At 64.4% G+C, this 13,937-nt stretch carries 18 protein-coding genes; 2 read left to right on the forward strand and 16 right to left on the reverse strand.

Annotated elements, in window-relative coordinates; genetic code table 11:
• Positions 1–10: 10 nt before the first annotated feature.
• The 6 genes from ACN0YL_RS13915 to ACN0YL_RS13940 all read right to left on the reverse strand — a co-directional run bounded on the left by ACN0YL_RS13915 (position 11) and on the right by ACN0YL_RS13940 (position 4,773).
• The gene (locus tag ACN0YL_RS13915) at positions 11–1,417 is read right to left on the reverse strand and encodes an NAD(P)(+) transhydrogenase (Re/Si-specific) subunit beta (RefSeq protein WP_417498378.1); all 1,407 of its coding nucleotides are present in this window, start codon (positions 1,415–1,417) and stop codon (positions 11–13) included.
• Positions 1,418–1,442: 25 nt separating this feature from the next.
• On the reverse strand, positions 1,443–2,081 hold the full coding sequence (locus ACN0YL_RS13920; protein ID WP_417467465.1) for a hypothetical protein: 639 nt from the start codon (positions 2,079–2,081) through the stop codon (positions 1,443–1,445).
• A complete protein-coding gene (locus ACN0YL_RS13925; protein ID WP_417498379.1) occupies positions 2,078–2,401 on the reverse strand; it encodes an NAD(P) transhydrogenase subunit alpha in 324 nt (107 codons plus the stop codon). Before ACN0YL_RS13925 ends, ACN0YL_RS13920 begins: the two co-directional genes overlap by 4 nt.
• 27 nt (positions 2,402–2,428) lie before the next feature.
• Positions 2,429–3,211, reverse strand: a complete 783-nt coding sequence (locus tag ACN0YL_RS13930) for a hypothetical protein (RefSeq protein ID WP_417498380.1) — start codon at positions 3,209–3,211, stop codon at positions 2,429–2,431.
• Positions 3,208–4,341, reverse strand: a complete 1,134-nt coding sequence (locus ACN0YL_RS13935; RefSeq protein WP_417498381.1) for a Re/Si-specific NAD(P)(+) transhydrogenase subunit alpha — start codon at positions 4,339–4,341, stop codon at positions 3,208–3,210. The genes ACN0YL_RS13930 and ACN0YL_RS13935 overlap by 4 nt, the downstream gene beginning before the upstream one ends.
• 126 nt (positions 4,342–4,467) lie before the next feature.
• Positions 4,468–4,773, reverse strand: coding sequence for an aa3-type cytochrome c oxidase subunit IV (locus tag ACN0YL_RS13940; protein ID WP_417498382.1), 306 nt, complete (start codon positions 4,771–4,773; stop codon positions 4,468–4,470).
• 215 nt (positions 4,774–4,988) lie between these two features.
• Between ACN0YL_RS13940 and ACN0YL_RS13945 the strand changes: the two genes are divergently transcribed.
• The gene (locus tag ACN0YL_RS13945) at positions 4,989–5,237 is read left to right on the forward strand and encodes a hypothetical protein (protein WP_417498383.1); all 249 of its coding nucleotides are present in this window, start codon (positions 4,989–4,991) and stop codon (positions 5,235–5,237) included.
• On the opposite strand, the gene ACN0YL_RS13950 is transcribed toward ACN0YL_RS13945, so the two are convergent.
• Positions 5,234–6,181 (reverse strand): alpha/beta fold hydrolase, encoded by a 948-nt coding sequence (locus ACN0YL_RS13950; protein ID WP_417498384.1) that lies wholly within the window; start codon positions 6,179–6,181, stop codon positions 5,234–5,236. The genes ACN0YL_RS13945 and ACN0YL_RS13950 overlap by 4 nt on opposite strands.
• Before the next feature lie 37 nt (positions 6,182–6,218).
• Positions 6,219–7,052: a CPBP family intramembrane glutamic endopeptidase gene (locus ACN0YL_RS13955; RefSeq protein WP_417498385.1), complete on the reverse strand. Its 834-nt coding sequence runs from the start codon at positions 7,050–7,052 to the stop codon at positions 6,219–6,221.
• 181 nt (positions 7,053–7,233) lie between these two features.
• On the opposite strand from ACN0YL_RS13955, the gene ACN0YL_RS13960 reads away from it, so the two are divergent.
• The gene (locus ACN0YL_RS13960) at positions 7,234–8,688 is read left to right on the forward strand and encodes a sigma-54-dependent transcriptional regulator (protein WP_417498386.1); all 1,455 of its coding nucleotides are present in this window, start codon (positions 7,234–7,236) and stop codon (positions 8,686–8,688) included.
• Positions 8,689–8,921: 233 nt separating this feature from the next.
• Here the strand turns inward: ACN0YL_RS13960 and ACN0YL_RS13965 are convergent, their stop codons facing one another.
• The 8 genes from ACN0YL_RS13965 to ACN0YL_RS14000 all read right to left on the reverse strand — a co-directional run bounded on the left by ACN0YL_RS13965 (position 8,922) and on the right by ACN0YL_RS14000 (position 13,859).
• Positions 8,922–9,404 (reverse strand): hypothetical protein, encoded by a 483-nt coding sequence (locus ACN0YL_RS13965; RefSeq protein WP_417498387.1) that lies wholly within the window; start codon positions 9,402–9,404, stop codon positions 8,922–8,924.
• Between the two features lie 99 nt (positions 9,405–9,503).
• Positions 9,504–9,986 (reverse strand): hypothetical protein, encoded by a 483-nt coding sequence (locus ACN0YL_RS13970; protein ID WP_417498388.1) that lies wholly within the window; start codon positions 9,984–9,986, stop codon positions 9,504–9,506.
• Positions 9,987–10,015: 29 nt separating this feature from the next.
• Complete coding sequence (locus ACN0YL_RS13975; protein ID WP_417467446.1) at positions 10,016–10,300, reverse strand: DUF2312 domain-containing protein; 285 nt, start codon at positions 10,298–10,300, stop codon at positions 10,016–10,018.
• A gap of 93 nt (positions 10,301–10,393) precedes the next feature.
• Entirely contained in the window at positions 10,394–11,338 is a 945-nt protein-coding gene (locus ACN0YL_RS13980) for an alpha/beta fold hydrolase (protein ID WP_417498389.1), read from the reverse strand.
• Between the two features lie 3 nt (positions 11,339–11,341).
• On the reverse strand, positions 11,342–11,926 hold the full coding sequence (locus tag ACN0YL_RS13985; protein ID WP_417498390.1) for a hypothetical protein: 585 nt from the start codon (positions 11,924–11,926) through the stop codon (positions 11,342–11,344).
• Positions 11,927–12,011: 85 nt separating this feature from the next.
• Complete coding sequence (locus ACN0YL_RS13990) at positions 12,012–12,410, reverse strand: MAPEG family protein (RefSeq protein WP_417498391.1); 399 nt, start codon at positions 12,408–12,410, stop codon at positions 12,012–12,014.
• A gap of 104 nt (positions 12,411–12,514) precedes the next feature.
• Positions 12,515–13,168, reverse strand: a complete 654-nt coding sequence (locus tag ACN0YL_RS13995) for a phosphoribosyltransferase (protein WP_417498392.1) — start codon at positions 13,166–13,168, stop codon at positions 12,515–12,517.
• On the reverse strand, positions 13,158–13,859 hold the full coding sequence (locus ACN0YL_RS14000) for a dienelactone hydrolase family protein (RefSeq protein ID WP_417498393.1): 702 nt from the start codon (positions 13,857–13,859) through the stop codon (positions 13,158–13,160). The genes ACN0YL_RS13995 and ACN0YL_RS14000 overlap by 11 nt, the downstream gene beginning before the upstream one ends.
• Positions 13,860–13,937: the final 78 nt, after the last annotated feature.

Raw genomic sequence — 13,937 nt, forward strand, 5'->3', positions numbered from 1 at the left:
CGGTACCGGCTCACCCCATCGCCTTGTTGATCTCTTCCGCCATCTTCTTTGCATCGCCGAGCAGCATCATCGTGTTGTCGCGGAAGAAGAGCGGGTTTTCGACACCGGCATAGCCGGACGCCAGCGAGCGCTTGACGAAGAAGACGGTCTTGGCCTTCCACACCTGCAGCACCGGCATGCCATAGATCGGCGAGGACGGATCATCCTCGGCGGCCGGATTGGTGACGTCATTGGCGCCGATCACGAAGGCGACATCGGCATTGGCGAAGGCCGAATTGATGTCCTCCAGCTCGAACACCTCGTCATAGGGGACATTGGCCTCGGCCAGCAGGACATTCATGTGTCCGGGCATGCGCCCGGCGACCGGGTGGATGGCGTAGGAGACCTCGACGCCCTCTTCCTTGAGGATGTCGGCCATTTCCTTGAGCGCATGCTGGGCCTGGGCGACCGCCATGCCATAGCCGGGCACGATGATGACCTTGCCGGCATTTTTCAGCACGAAGGCGGCGTCTTCCGCCGAGCCCTGTTTGGCATTGCCCTGCGGTCCGGCCAGGGCGGCTGCGCCACCATCATCGCCGAAGCCGCCGAGGATGACCGAGATGAAGGAGCGATTCATGCCCTTGCACATGATGTAGGACAGGATCGCACCGGAGGAGCCGACCAGGGCTCCGGTGACCAGCAGCGCGGTGTTTTCCAGAGTGAAGCCCAGCGCGGCGGCGGCCCAGCCGGAATAGGAGTTGAGCATCGAGACCACGACGGGCATGTCGGCGCCGCCGATCGGGATGATCAGGGTGACACCGAGCACGAAGGCGGCGAGCGCGATCATCCAGAAAGCCACCTTGGCGTCGCCGCCCGAGGCCATCAGGAAGGCGATCATGACCGCGATGAAGACGCCGAGCGCGATGTTGATGGCGTGGCGCATCGGCAGCAGGATCGGCGCGCCGGACATGTTGCCGTTGAGCTTGGCAAAGGCGATCACCGAACCGGAGAAGGTGATGGCACCGATCGCCGTGCCGACGGAAAGCTCGAACAGCGACAGCTTGTGCAGGTTTCCGCTGACCGGGTCGGCAATGTGGAAGGCTTCCGGCGCAAACAGGGCCGCGGCCGCGACCAGCACGGCGGCCATGCCGACGAGCGAGTGAAAGGCGGCAACGAGCTGCGGCATCGACGTCATCGAAATGCGACGTGCGATCACGCCACCGATCCCGCCGCCAACCATCACGCCACCGACGATCAGGGCGATCGAGGCGCCGTCGAGTTGGGCGGCCAGCAGCGATGTGACAATGGCAATCGCCATGCCGGCCATGCCGAAGAAATTGCCCTGACGGGCGGTTTCCGGGCTCGACAGGCCGCGCAGGGCGAGGATGAACAATATCCCCGAAAGGAGGTAAAGCAGTGCGGCGAGATTTGCAGACATGGCGCTCTCTTGCGGGTTGTGGCGATTAGTCGGTGTAGCGGATCGTGTAGCCGTTGATGTCCCGGACGACGATGCCGCCGTTCAGCTCCAGAGGGCCGATCAACAAAATCAGGTTCGCCCCTGGATCATTGCGCGTCATGTTGACCGCCTCGACGAGGCGTTCGGCGCGCACTTGGCGATCCTCATTTGTGCCCGCAGCGTCCTGGGGCGGGAAGGGGTCCATGTCGAGCCAGAGAAAGTAATAATTTTGCCCGTAGGGGTCATTCCTGTCGCAGGTGATCCTGAAATCCGTGACGTCGAAGCGCAATTCGGTCACTGCATGGCACTCGACTTCATAATACAGGGGCCGGGGCCCGGCGGCGCGGCGCCGCTCTTCTTCCTGGGCTTCCCGATACAGTTCGAGGGTGCGCCGAGTCACGACAGGGGCGTTCGATGCCTCGTCCTGGGCTTCCCGATACAGTTCGAGGGTGCGCCGGGTCAGGACAGGGGCGTCCGATGCCTCGTCCTCGTCCTGGCCATCCTGCTCCGCGTCCGGCCGCTGCAGGAGGGCCGGGTTGCGCAGGGTCGGCAAAGTGGTCCGGGTCTGGGGCTGCGGCTGGACCTGAGCCTCGACGCCCGAAATGCCGACGGCAAGCAAGGAGAGGGCTAACAGGGCTCTCATCATGCCTTGCGCTCCTTTTTCTTGTACATCGCCAGCATGCGCTGGGTGACCATGAAGCCACCGAAAATATTGACGCTGGCGAGCACGATGGCGAGCGTGCCGAGGCCGCGCGAGAAGCCGGCCCCGCCGCTGCCATCATCGGCACCGCCAGTCGCTGTCGCGGCCAGCAGCGCCCCGACGATGATCACCGAGGAGATCGCATTGGTGACGGCCATCAACGGCGTGTGCAGGGCGGGTGTGACCGACCAGACGACGTAATAGCCAATGAAGATCGCGAGGATAAAGATCGCGAGGCGAAAGATGACGGGATCTACGGCTTCCATGAGATTCTTCCTCCCTGGTTCAGGGCTCTAGTTTCGCGTCGGTAGGGCGGTGTTGGTCATGATCATATTGAGCTGGCGCACGTCCGGCGAGTCGACCAGCGTGATGCGAACGGCATCGCCGACCGGCTCCACCCGCAACGTGACGCCGAACAACGTGCAGAGCTCGGGGTTTTCGGCCAATGGCTCGCACGCATAGCTTGATGTCAGCCGCTCCGCGTCGATGTATTTTCTGAAGACGGCCTGACCATTGCGCAGTCTTTCAAAGACGATGGTCGAAGTGGTTTCTAGCGCATCGGACGGCTCGACCGGCTCATAGGGCACCGGTACCACGCGATCGAGTGCGTGGACGATATTGGCGAGAAACTGCGTGTTGATGCTGCTGTGCCGGGTCAGATAGCCGCCATCGAAAACGCCGTCATCGTTGAAATCGCGAAAGCATTGTACCCGCGTCACCGGAGCGTTGAAATCGATGCGCGGGCAGTAGGTATAACCACCCGTAACCCGCATGCCGAACAAAAGGCTTCCAGCCGGCACGACCGCACCATGTTCGGGCCGGATCCGTGCCGCGGCATCTCCGAGCAGACGCACGGCATATTGCGGCCGCACGGTTTCCAGCCAGGCGGCCTCGCCGGGATTGACGAGGCGTGGCTGGTCCAGACCTTGCGGCGGATAGGCCAACAGATCGACACGGCCATTTTCTGCGCGGGGGACGCGCTGGGCATCCGCCGTCGGGCCGAAGGTCAGGACGGCAATTAGTGCGACGCCGAGCGCTCCCAGAGCAATCTGGACGTATCCGGCAAGACGGGTCACGCGCTTTCCTTCACCAGGCTCGGATGCACCACCTCGCCGCCCTTGGTCAGCGCCATGCCCTGGATGATTTCATCATCCCAATGCGGCGCCTTTGCCCCATCTTCGCCGACCAGAAGCGGCAGGAGATTGGCGAGGTTCTTGGCGTAGAGGGCCGAACTGTCGGCGGCGAGACGGCCGGGCAGATTGGAGAATCCGGCAATCATCACGCCGTTATGGGTGACGATCTCGTCGGCCTTGGTCAGTTCGCAATTGCCGCCATTGGGTGCGGCCAGATCGATGATCACCGAGCCGGGCTTCATCGCTTCAACCATCGCCTTGGTGATCAGTTTTGGTGCCGGACGGCCCGGGATCAGCGCCGTGGTGACGACAATATCCTGCTTGGCGATATGGGCGGCGACGAGCTCGGCCTGCTTGGCCTGGTATTCCGGCGACATCTGCTTGGCATAACCGCCCGCGGTTTCGGCCTGTTTGAATTCCTCATCCTCGACGGCGACAAATTTGGCGCCGAGCGAGGCAACCTGTTCCTTCGAGGCCGGGCGGACATCGGTAGCCGAAACGACGGCACCGAGGCGGCGCGCCGTGGCGATCGCCTGCAGACCGGCGACGCCGGCGCCCATGATGAAGGCCTTGGCCGGGGCGACGGTGCCCGCGGCGGTCATCATCATCGGGAAGGCGCGGCCATAGATATAGGCGGCTTCGATAATGGCGCGATAGCCGGCGAGATTGGACTGGCTCGAGAGCGCATCCATCGCCTGGGCGCGGCTGATGCGCGGCACGAATTCCATCGCCAGCGCATCAATCCCGGCCTTGGCCAGGGCCTCGGCGCGCGGGCCGGCATTATGGGGATCAAGATGTGCGACCAGCAGGATGCCCTTGGGCAATTTGGCCAGCGTTGCCTCGTCAGGCATCTGGACGGAGAACAGCGCGTCGGCGCCTTTCAGCGTTGCGGCCAGCGTGCCCATTTCGGCGCCCGCGGCGGCATAGGCATCATCGGTCACCGAGGCGGTGAGGCCGGCACTTTTCTCGATCGCGACCGTGTGGCCGGCCCCGACAAATTTCTTGACGGTATCGGGCGTCGCGGCGACGCGTGTCTCGCCCGCATGTCGTTCTTTAAGAATGGCTATTCGCATATTGTCCCACCGCTCAGTCTAGCAGGCGGACACGATGCGCGAATTTGCCGTTAAGGGGAAGGCCTGCGGTAGAAATTCCTGCCGGACAGGCCGGGCCGCAGGGCGGACGAACGCCGCCTGCAGGCGTCAGCCGGCGAGAAAAACGTTGAACAGCTGGGACAGAAGGCCGCAGGCCAGACCGAAGACGAACAGGCCACCGACCGTCACATACCAGCTGGTCTTCATCGAGGTCAGCAGGCCGAGCACAACGCCGATGATCGCAACGCCGAACAGCGAGCCCATCCAGTCCATACCGACGGCGAAGACAAGGGTAAGATAGAAAAGCGTCAGGCCCAGAAGCAGCGAGGACCAGAGGGTGATCGCCATGAAACCGTCAAACGTGCTTTTCTGGCTGGCGATATTCATTTCACCGCGCGTGTAGTCAGCTGCCATGAGGACTGCCCCTGTTTGAGTCACTGATAGTGATCTGCCGATAACACGCGGCGGCGCGCAGGCCAAGATGCGCGACTGCCGCAGTGCAGGCGCGGCGCCGGTCGGGCGCGGCATGATTGTTGCGGCGACGCCACGCTACGGGTTTTTCCCGGGCGGATGGTTGTGACGCGGAACCGGTTTCAGTATGGGTTGCGCCGGAATGGGGGATATATCCGATGCGCATACCCTTTGCAGTCTGGTCCGGCCTGTTGGCCCTGCTGATCTATGCGGGCCTGGCGGGTGTGGAATATCTCAATTTCGGTGCCTTCGACCCGATGTGGCCGGCCGTGCGGCTGATCGGCGGCATCTGGCTGGCCCTTGTGGTACTGGTCGCGATATTCGGAGCGCTGCGCCGCTCGATGACTGTGCGTCCGTCAGCCCTGCCCGAGGATGTCGCCCAGGAATTGCGGCGGCACCAGGACTAACCCCAGCCCGGCCCGGTCAGAACTTCCAGCGCCGCTGCAACGGCGATCGGCTGGTCGAGGATCAGATGGTGCTGGGCGTCGGGGATCGAGACCATGGTCGTATTGGCTCCGAAGGTCTCACGCATGAAGGCCCAGACCTCATCGGTCACCAGCGCTGAATCCGCACCGCGGAACAGCGCGATCCGGCATTTCAGGCTGGCCGCAATCTCGGCCGGCGACTGGCGGTCATAGCGCATCTTGCTCCACAGATGTGGATCGAATTTCCAGGTCCAGCCCTCGCTGCCATCCGGCCGCGCCATCGGCTTCAGCGATTGCCGCGCGATATGGTCCATCAGGAAGGCATTGGCGCATTCCTGTTCGGGCAGGAGGCGGAAGCGCTGCAGCGCATCGTCGAAACTGGCATAGACGCCGCCGCCGCGTCGCGGTGGTGGGGTGTTGCGTTGTTCATTCGGGGGTCTGACAGGGCTGTCGAGCACGGCGATGCCGGCCAGGTCGGCGCCGAACTCTGTCGCCGTCGCCAGCGAGACAAAGCCGCCAAAGGAATGCCCGACCACGAAGGGGGCGCCGGCCGCAAAGGCACCGCCGGCCCGGCCGGCCGCCATGACCTCGAGCGCATAGGTGTCCATGCTGTAGACGTCGCGATGATCGCTATCGCCCATGCCGGACAGGTCCAGCGCCACGACGCGGCGGGTCGCGGCCAGGAATGGACCGATCGAATCCCACCAGTCCTTGTGCGCGACGCCGCCATGCACCAGCACCAGGCCGGGCTGCCCGGTCTCGCCCCAGGCCTTCCAGTGGATCATGGCGTCTTCGACCATCACGGTGCCGGTGTCGGCCGGCACGGCGAGTGCGCGCTCGAACCAGGCTGGTGCGGGTGGCTTGGCGCCTTTGAACTGGACGAGCGGGGCGGGCGGACGTTGCGGCCGCGGGGAGGTCTTTGTCATGATCCAGCGCTAGCGCCGATGCTGCGCTGCGTCAATCTCAACCCGCCTGCATTCCCGTCAGAAACGGGATCGCGAATACAGCCCATGCATTATTGGCGATGTGTCCGAGCACCGATGCGGCCACCCGCCCGGTCCACAGGCGCGCCAGGCCCAGCGCCACGCCCAGCAGCGCGGTCGAGATCATCACCATCAGCCCCTGGCCGATATGGATCGTGCCGAAGGCGGCGGCAGAAATCAGCACGGCAAACAGGCCGGGAACGCCGCGGGCGACCAGCATGGGCAGCATCCAGCCGCGAAACAGGATCTCCTCGACGACCGGCGCCGCGACCAGGGTCAGCAGGATGATCGCCCACAGGGCTGCACCGCCGTGGACGAAATCATCGACATTGGAGACATCCTCCAGCGGCGCGCCGCCGGCCAGCGTCAGGCCCGGGTCGAGCATGGCCAGCTGGTGCAGCCACAGCGTCAACGGACTGGCGGTCGTCAGCATGAAGATCAGCACCAGAAGGCCGGCGAGATAATCGCGCACATGCCCCGGGATCACCGAGAAGGCGGCGCGATGGGCGGCGTAGATCCCGAAATGATGCCACATCAACAGCGCCAGTACGCCATAGGCCATCGCCGAGCCGGCGAACTGGACGGTCTCCACATTCAACCCGGCGCTCTCGCCGTCGAACAGGGTCCAGGCGCCCTGGGCGAGCAACTGGAACAGTATGGCGAGTGCGAACAGCAGGCCGGGCCAGACCAGCATTCCCGGCAGGGAGTGAATGAAGAGCAGGCGTTGATGTTCCTGCAGACCGGCATAACCGTCCTCCGGGGGGAAGGGCCAGCGTACGCTTCGCTCTGCCATTGCGCTCAAAGTGTCGGTCATCTTGTCTCTCGCAGGCCGGAAACGCCCCGTCGGCAAGCTTATGCTTAACCGGACCTTGCCGCCTCTTAAACGTGAAATTTAGAAGACTGTCCCATAACGGTCCGCATAGACGCCCTGTCGGAAACGGCAGCGAGGTCAAAAGACCCGGCGAAAACAATGCGACCGAAAAGGCGTGGGTGTGATGGTGAAATCAGTGCTGATCGTTGATGACGATCCGACGCAACGCCGCCTTCTTCAGGCGGTGATCGAGAAGCAGGGTTATCGCGTAGAGACCGCAGAAAGCGGCGACGCGGCCCTGGACCGGGTGGCTGCATCGCCTGTCGATGTAATGCTGCTCGATCTGATCATGCCGGGGATGGACGGCATGGAGACCCTGGAAGCGGTCAAGAAGCGCTTGCCGGACCTTCCGGTGATCGTGCTGACCGCCAGTGGCGGTATCGAGACCGTCGTTGCCGCCATGCGGGCCGGTGCGTTGGACTTCTTTGTCAAACCGGCCAGTCCGGAACGCATCGCGGTATCGATCCGCAATGCGCTGAAGGTCCAGAATCTCAGCGGCGAAGTGCAGCGTCTGACGCGCAAGGCGGCGAATATGTCCGGCTTTGCCGACATGATTGCCGAGGCCGCCGCGATGCAGCAGGTCGTCCGGCTCGGTGAACGCGCCGCGCAATCGGATATTCCGATCCTGGTCACTGGCGAATCCGGTGTTGGCAAGGAATTGGTCGCCCAGTCGATCATGGCCGCCTCCAAGCGTGCCGGCGGCCCCTTCGTTGCGGTCAATTGCGGCGCCATCCCGGAAAACCTGGTGGAATCAACCCTGTTCGGTCACGAAAAGGGTAGCTTCACCGGCGCGACCGGCAAGCATATGGGCAAATTCCAGGAGGCCGATGGTGGCACGCTTTTCCTGGATGAAGTCGGTGAGCTGCCGCTCGACATGCAGGTCAAACTGTTGCGCGCCCTGCAGGAGGGCGAGGTCGACCCGGTTGGCTCCAAGCGCCCGGTCAAGGTCAATACCCGCATCATTTCGGCGACCAATCGCGATCTCACCGAACGCGTCGCCGCCGGGGCCTTCCGCGAGGATCTGTTCTATCGCCTGAATGTCTTCCCGATCGAAGTGCCCTCCCTGCGCGCACGCCGCGATGATGTGCCCGCCCTGGTGCGTCACTTCATCGGCCGCTTCAATGCCCAGGAGGGCAAGGCGATCGTCGACGCTTCGCCGGAAACCCATGCCATGCTGAGCAGTTTCGACTGGCCGGGCAATGTGCGTCAGCTGGAAAACGCGGTCTTCCGCGCCGTCATTCTCGCCGATGGCGATTATCTGACACCGGCGGATTTCCCGCAGATTTCCGGCCTGGTGCCCAATGTCCAGAGCCAGACGGCGCATTCCGGCGAGATTTCTCCGGCCGCTGTCGAGCTCATGGCCGGGAGCGGCGAAGCCGCTCCGGTCGAGATCATGGATGCCGGCGGCAATCTGCGTTCGCTCGAGGATATCGAGCGCGACCTGATCGAATTCGCGATCGAGACCTATGCCGGCCGGATGAGCGAAGTCGCGCGCCGTCTGGGTGTCGGACGCTCGACGCTGTACCGCAAGGTTCGCGAATACGATCTCGATGTCGACGGCGTCCGCGCCACAGGCTGAGCGTCTCCACAAGCTTCCCAGCCACGGGATGCCGGCTGCGTGTTGTGCGGCGGGCTGTGAAGCGGGCCGGTTCCCCTCGGGGGCCGGCCCGTTTCTATTCCGGTCTGGTCAGGTCGCTGGATAAACAGACAGGCGCACAAACAAAACGGGCCGGATCCTGGGGGATCCGGCCCGTTTTCCGTGTCGCGGCGCAAAGGGGGGAGAAGCGCGGAGACCCGGTGCTCGGGGCTGAATTACATGTGGGAGCTGACCAGACGCAGTGCAAGGGGTGGCGGCGCGTGCATGCCTTCGCGCGCCTGCCAGGCTGCATAGACCGGCATCAGGGCGGCCTCGCGATTGAAGGCGACCCGCAATTGCTGCAGCAATGCCTGCAGTGAATCGCGCATGCCCGTCTCATTGTCGCTTCCGGTTTCGAGGCCCAGCTCGACATGGGTGCGTAGCAGGGATATCCGCGACATCAGGTCCAGCAATTGCTCGTCGAGATGGGCGACATAGTCGCGCGCCAGCGGATCGGCCGATAGTGGCGCATAGATCTGGTCGGCCTTGATCTCGCTCAGCCGGTCGAGCCAGTTGATGCCCTGCTGGAAGGCGGCGGCGCCGCGCACGGTCGCAAGACCGTTCTCCAGCGCACTCTCGAGATATCGCAGCACATCGTCCTGCAGGACTTCAATCTGGACCATCGGGTCGAAGGTGGTGTCGAACATGGTATCGGGCATCGCTCTGATCTCCTCGGATCTAAGGGCGATGATACGCATTTGCCGCTGCGGCGCGCGCAGTGATTGGGAACAGATTTAACGCCGCGATAACAGGATCGCTCAAAGGCGAGGTTTGCCGCCTTCGATCACGCGTGGCGTAAAGCCGCTGGCCGGGCGTGGCGCCGGTTCCGCCGGCGCGTCGGATGGCGTGTCCACCAGCCTGGGCGCGGCGGGCGGCGCGGCGGGCGGGGCAGGCTCGATATCCTCGTGGATATCGCGCGAACGGGGGCCCGGGCCCGGTGTTTTTCGTTTGAAACCCTTGCCCTGCGACATCGGTTTGCGCGCCTTGCCGGCAGCTTTTTTCTCGATCTCACGCAATTTCAGGGCCTGGCGCGCCGAGAGCGCTTCTTCGGTATCGCCCTTTCCCGGATCATTGAAGGCTGAGCCATAGGTCTCCAGCCTTTCTTCCAGCGAGCCGAGAAACTCGCCCTCCCAATCCGACAGTGAGGCGTCAGGCGTGTCGGCCTGCTCGGCGGCGCGTTTGGCACGCTCCAGCCGGCGCAGGGCCTTGCGGGTCTTTTTCTCGTCGATCTTGCGGGGCACGCAATCCTCCGTAAGGGGAGGCTCGTAGTTTAGCTCTCGACAGCGCCGAGATACAATTCCAGAAGCGCTTCCATTTCCTGGCGCTCATTGCGGTCGATCTTGCGCAGGGAGATCACCTTGCGCATCACCTTGGGATCGAAGCCCATGGATTTGAGCTCGGCGTAGACTTCCTTGATGTCGGCCATGACATTGGCCTTGTCTTCTTCAAGCCGCTCGATCCGCGCGACAAAAGACTTCAGATGGTCGCGCGCAACCCCTCCCATGGCGTCAGAATCGTCAATCGGGCCAGTCGGGGCGGTGTCGGTGAAAGCCATGTCGGTAACCTTTGCTGCGGCGGAGCGCGACACTAGGCTGGCCAGGCGAAGGCCTCAAGCCGGTCGGCCAGTGATTTCCACCGGATTTCTCAGTTATTCCGCGCGTTCGCGGACGGTGATGACCGCTTCGAGCACGGCTTGCGGATGGTGGTGGTGGAGATTGTGTCCGGCGCCGGAAATCAGGCGCAGTTCGGCATTGGGCATGCGCGCCGCGACCTGGCCGGAATGGCGATGGGTCCACAAGACGGTGTCGGCCTTGCCGGCCAGGAAAACCGTGTGCAGCGCGATGTCCTGATAGTGCACCTCCTGCGCTTCCAGATGCGTATTGACCTGTGTCATGTCGCGCGCATTGGCGATCCAGTTGCCCGGACGCAGGATCAGCGGCAGGCGCGAGGCGGCGACATAGTCTTGGGGCACGGGCTCGGGGTGGAAGGCCTTGGCCGCGCCGCTCTCGAGCTGGCCCGGGCCGACCAGCGGGATGATGATCCGGGTCAGAATAGGTCCGAGCAGGGGCCAGCCACTGGCCGCATTGAACCAGGCCGCCTCGCCGATCCAGGCCGACAGTGCCGGCGCGATCAGCACCAGGCCGCTGACCCGTTCGGGATGGTCCATCGCCAGCCGCATCGCGATCGCACCGCCCCAGGAATGGCCAATCACCACCGCCTTGCGGATCTCAAGCCTGTCGAGGACTTTGACGATCAGGGCTGCTTCCCCGGCCGGCGACCAGCGTTTTGACTTCGGCCGCCCGCTCCAGCCAAGCCCGGGCCGGTCGAGCCAGATGACATGCTCCTGCGCCAGCGCTTCGCCCAGTGCCAGGCGGGGTTCTTCAAGATTGGAGGCCGCGCCGTGCAGGACCAGGATGGCAGGCCGGGAGGGGTCGCCGCTGCGGCGGTAGTGCAGCCGGGTGCCGTCAATCTCGAGGAATTCGCCTTCCGGCGGGTGTGCCCGGGCAATCCGCTGCGAGACCAGCCAGCCGCCAAACGCGCCGAGCAACAGCCCGGCCAGCGCGATGATCGCGGCGATTGCGGCTGGCGTCACGGGTCAGAGCGCGCGGCCGGCCTGCGCCGCGTCGATGCGCGCCTTGGCCTCGACCGCTGGCGCATAGGTCGGATGGATGGCCAGCGCCTCTTCATAGGCATCGAGCGCCGCGCCGATCGCCTGGGCGTTTTCCAGCACCCGGCCGAGCGTGACATAGGCGTCGAACCGGCGTGGCTCGAGCGTCAATGCGGTGTTGAGGGTCTCGAAGGCATAGGTCCAGTCTTCCAGCTGCGCCGCGACACGGCCGGCAGCCAGCCAGCCCTCGGCGAATTCCGGCGCCAGTGCGGTGACATGGTCATACATGCGCGCCGCGATATCGAGATCACCGGCCGCTTCGGCGGCATGGCCGCGATCCATCAGCAGCGAGATCGTGTCGCTGCCCGAATGCGACCAGAGCGCAAAGATCTCGTCGACCAGCGGCCGCGCCTGCGCCTCATCAGCGGTGGCCAGCGCATCGAGCCGGGCCGTCAGCCGCTCCTGCGGTGTCTGGAACTCGACCTGCGGCGCGATCTCCAGCGGCTCCGCCAGGGGCGGCGTCTCCTGCGCGGCGGCAGTGGCAAGCAGGGCTGAGGCGAGCAGGATCATCATGGTCACAAGGATAGAGGCTCTTGCGGCGGCGTCCAGAGGCCGCCACCGCATCTTGCCAGGATTTAAGATCGAAGCGTCGCCGCGATCAGCCCGTGAACAGGCCCCACAGGATCAGGCCGGTCGAGATCAGGAAGGGGATCACCAGGGCGGCGAAACCGATCAGGAAGCCGACAGTGCGCTTGGCAGGGTCAGCCATATAGGCCGCGCTGTAGAGCACGCGCCCGATCACCCAGACCAGCGCCGCGATGCCGGCCGCGAGATCGCCCATCTGGTTGGCGAAGATCCACAGCACGGGCAGGAACATCACCAATTGCTCGACCGTGTTGAGGTGGACCCGGTTGGCGCGCTCGAACTCTTCAGAGCCGGACATCGCCGGCGCCTTGACGCCGGTCTTGCCGCGCGCCTGCCCGGTGCGGGCCGCGAAGATCAGGGTGATCAGGACAACGGCGAGCGTGCCGAGCATGGTGAGGGGGTAGGCTGCCATGGAAGCTCTCTTTTTGATGGCTGGATAGTGGTCTGGACGATGAGAGTTCTAGCTCTGCCCTGCGCGTCGGGGAAGGTCAATTCGACCATTGGCCCCTTCGCGGATCATGATGGGGCTCCCGATGCAGCGGAGCCCAGCAATGCCATCACTTCCGCGTCGGAAACCTGGCCAAAATCGCGATAGTACATGCCGATGGCCCCGAAGCCGTCCGGCTGTTCCAGACACACCAGATCGTCGACCTCGCGCCGCAGCTGCGCCACCATGTCGGGCGGGGCGACGGGGATGGCGAGGACGATCTGTTTCGGGCCTCGCAGGCGAAGGCCCTTGAGTGCGGCGCGTACGGTGGCACCGGTGGCAATGCCGTCGTCGACGATGATGGCGATGCGGTCCTTGATCCCTATGCCGGGGCGGTCGCCCAGATAGGCTTCGCGCCGGCGTTCCAGTTCGATCAGTTCGCGCTCGCGGACCTCTTCGAACACATCCTCGGAAATCCGGCACATCCGGATCACGTTTTCATTGCGCACGATAACTGGATCGCTGCCATCGAGAATGGCGCCCATCGCCAGTTCCGGCTGCATGGGCACGCCGATCTTGCGCACCAGCAGCAGATCGAGCGGCGCGCCCAGATACCGTGCCACCTTGGCTGCCACCGGCACGCCGCCGCGCGGCAGTGCCAGCACGATGACATCCTGCCCCTTGTACAGCGTCAGCGCCCGGGCCAGCTGTTCGCCGGCATCGGTTCGATTTTCAAACGGCATTGTCTCGACCTTTTCTGCCAATAGCTGGCCCTGCAAGATGGTCCAGGAACCAGTCGCGCGTCGCTGCGACTACGGCATCGAGTGCGCCCGGCTCCGGGAAAAGATGTGTCGCGCCGGGAATGATGGTCAGTCTAGCGATATCCCCGAGCTGTGCGGCGGCAGCTTCATTCAATGTCACGACCTCGCCATCGGCACCGCCGACGATCAGCAGGGTCGGGGCGCGAACCGCCGGCAGTGCATCCCGGGCCAGATCCGGCCGCCCGCCGCGCGAGACGACGGCAGCGATCCGGTCGGGGCGCTTGGCAGCGGCCATCAAGGCGGCGGCACTGCCGGTGCTGGCGCCGAAGAGGCCGAGGGGCAGGTTGGCCATTTCCCCGATTCCGCCAGTCCAGTTGATCACATCCGTGAGCCGACCGGCCAGGACCGGGATGTCGAACACATTGGTACGGTCGGCCTCTTCGGCCGGGCTCAAGAGGTCGAACAGCAGTGTCGCCAACCCCGCCTCACTCAGTGCCTCGGCAACATGGTTATTGCGCGGGCTGAGCCGGCTGGAGCCGCTCCCATGGGCGAAGATCACCAGGCCAACGGGATTGTCCGGCCAGCGCAATATGCCGCGCAGGCCCAGTGGCGGAATCGTGACCTCCGCAGTGGCACTCGCCGCCGTGCGATGGGGGTGAGGTGAGGGTGTCATGGTGCCGTTAACCTTAGATGGGTCACGTCCGGATTCCAAACGGAAGCGGGCGGCACGGTCAAAAGGTCGCGCTTGCGG

The sequence above is a fragment of the Maricaulis sp. genome, from assembly GCF_048269565.1.
Lineage (GTDB): Bacteria > Pseudomonadota > Alphaproteobacteria > Caulobacterales > Maricaulaceae > Maricaulis.

Coding starts and splice junctions, on each gene's coding strand:
- ACN0YL_RS13915 (WP_417498378.1), bottom strand. CDS start 1,417: ATGTCTGCAAATCTCGCCGCACTGCTTTACCTCCTTTCGGGGATATTG.
- ACN0YL_RS13920 (WP_417467465.1), bottom strand. CDS start 2,081: ATGATGAGAGCCCTGTTAGCCCTCTCCTTGCTTGCCGTCGGCATTTCG.
- ACN0YL_RS13925 (WP_417498379.1), bottom strand. CDS start 2,401: ATGGAAGCCGTAGATCCCGTCATCTTTCGCCTCGCGATCTTTATCCTC.
- ACN0YL_RS13935 (WP_417498381.1), bottom strand. CDS start 4,341: ATGCGAATAGCCATTCTTAAAGAACGACATGCGGGCGAGACACGCGTC.
- ACN0YL_RS13940 (WP_417498382.1), bottom strand. CDS start 4,773: ATGGCAGCTGACTACACGCGCGGTGAAATGAATATCGCCAGCCAGAAA.
- ACN0YL_RS13945 (WP_417498383.1), top strand. CDS start 4,989: ATGCGCATACCCTTTGCAGTCTGGTCCGGCCTGTTGGCCCTGCTGATC.
- ACN0YL_RS13950 (WP_417498384.1), bottom strand. CDS start 6,181: ATGACAAAGACCTCCCCGCGGCCGCAACGTCCGCCCGCCCCGCTCGTC.
- ACN0YL_RS13955 (WP_417498385.1), bottom strand. CDS start 7,052: ATGACCGACACTTTGAGCGCAATGGCAGAGCGAAGCGTACGCTGGCCC.
- ACN0YL_RS13960 (WP_417498386.1), top strand. CDS start 7,234: ATGGTGAAATCAGTGCTGATCGTTGATGACGATCCGACGCAACGCCGC.
- ACN0YL_RS13965 (WP_417498387.1), bottom strand. CDS start 9,404: ATGCCCGATACCATGTTCGACACCACCTTCGACCCGATGGTCCAGATT.
- ACN0YL_RS13975 (WP_417467446.1), bottom strand. CDS start 10,300: ATGGCTTTCACCGACACCGCCCCGACTGGCCCGATTGACGATTCTGAC.
- ACN0YL_RS13985 (WP_417498390.1), bottom strand. CDS start 11,926: ATGATGATCCTGCTCGCCTCAGCCCTGCTTGCCACTGCCGCCGCGCAG.
- ACN0YL_RS13990 (WP_417498391.1), bottom strand. CDS start 12,410: ATGGCAGCCTACCCCCTCACCATGCTCGGCACGCTCGCCGTTGTCCTG.
- ACN0YL_RS13995 (WP_417498392.1), bottom strand. CDS start 13,168: ATGCCGTTTGAAAATCGAACCGATGCCGGCGAACAGCTGGCCCGGGCG.
- ACN0YL_RS14000 (WP_417498393.1), bottom strand. CDS start 13,859: ATGACACCCTCACCTCACCCCCATCGCACGGCGGCGAGTGCCACTGCG.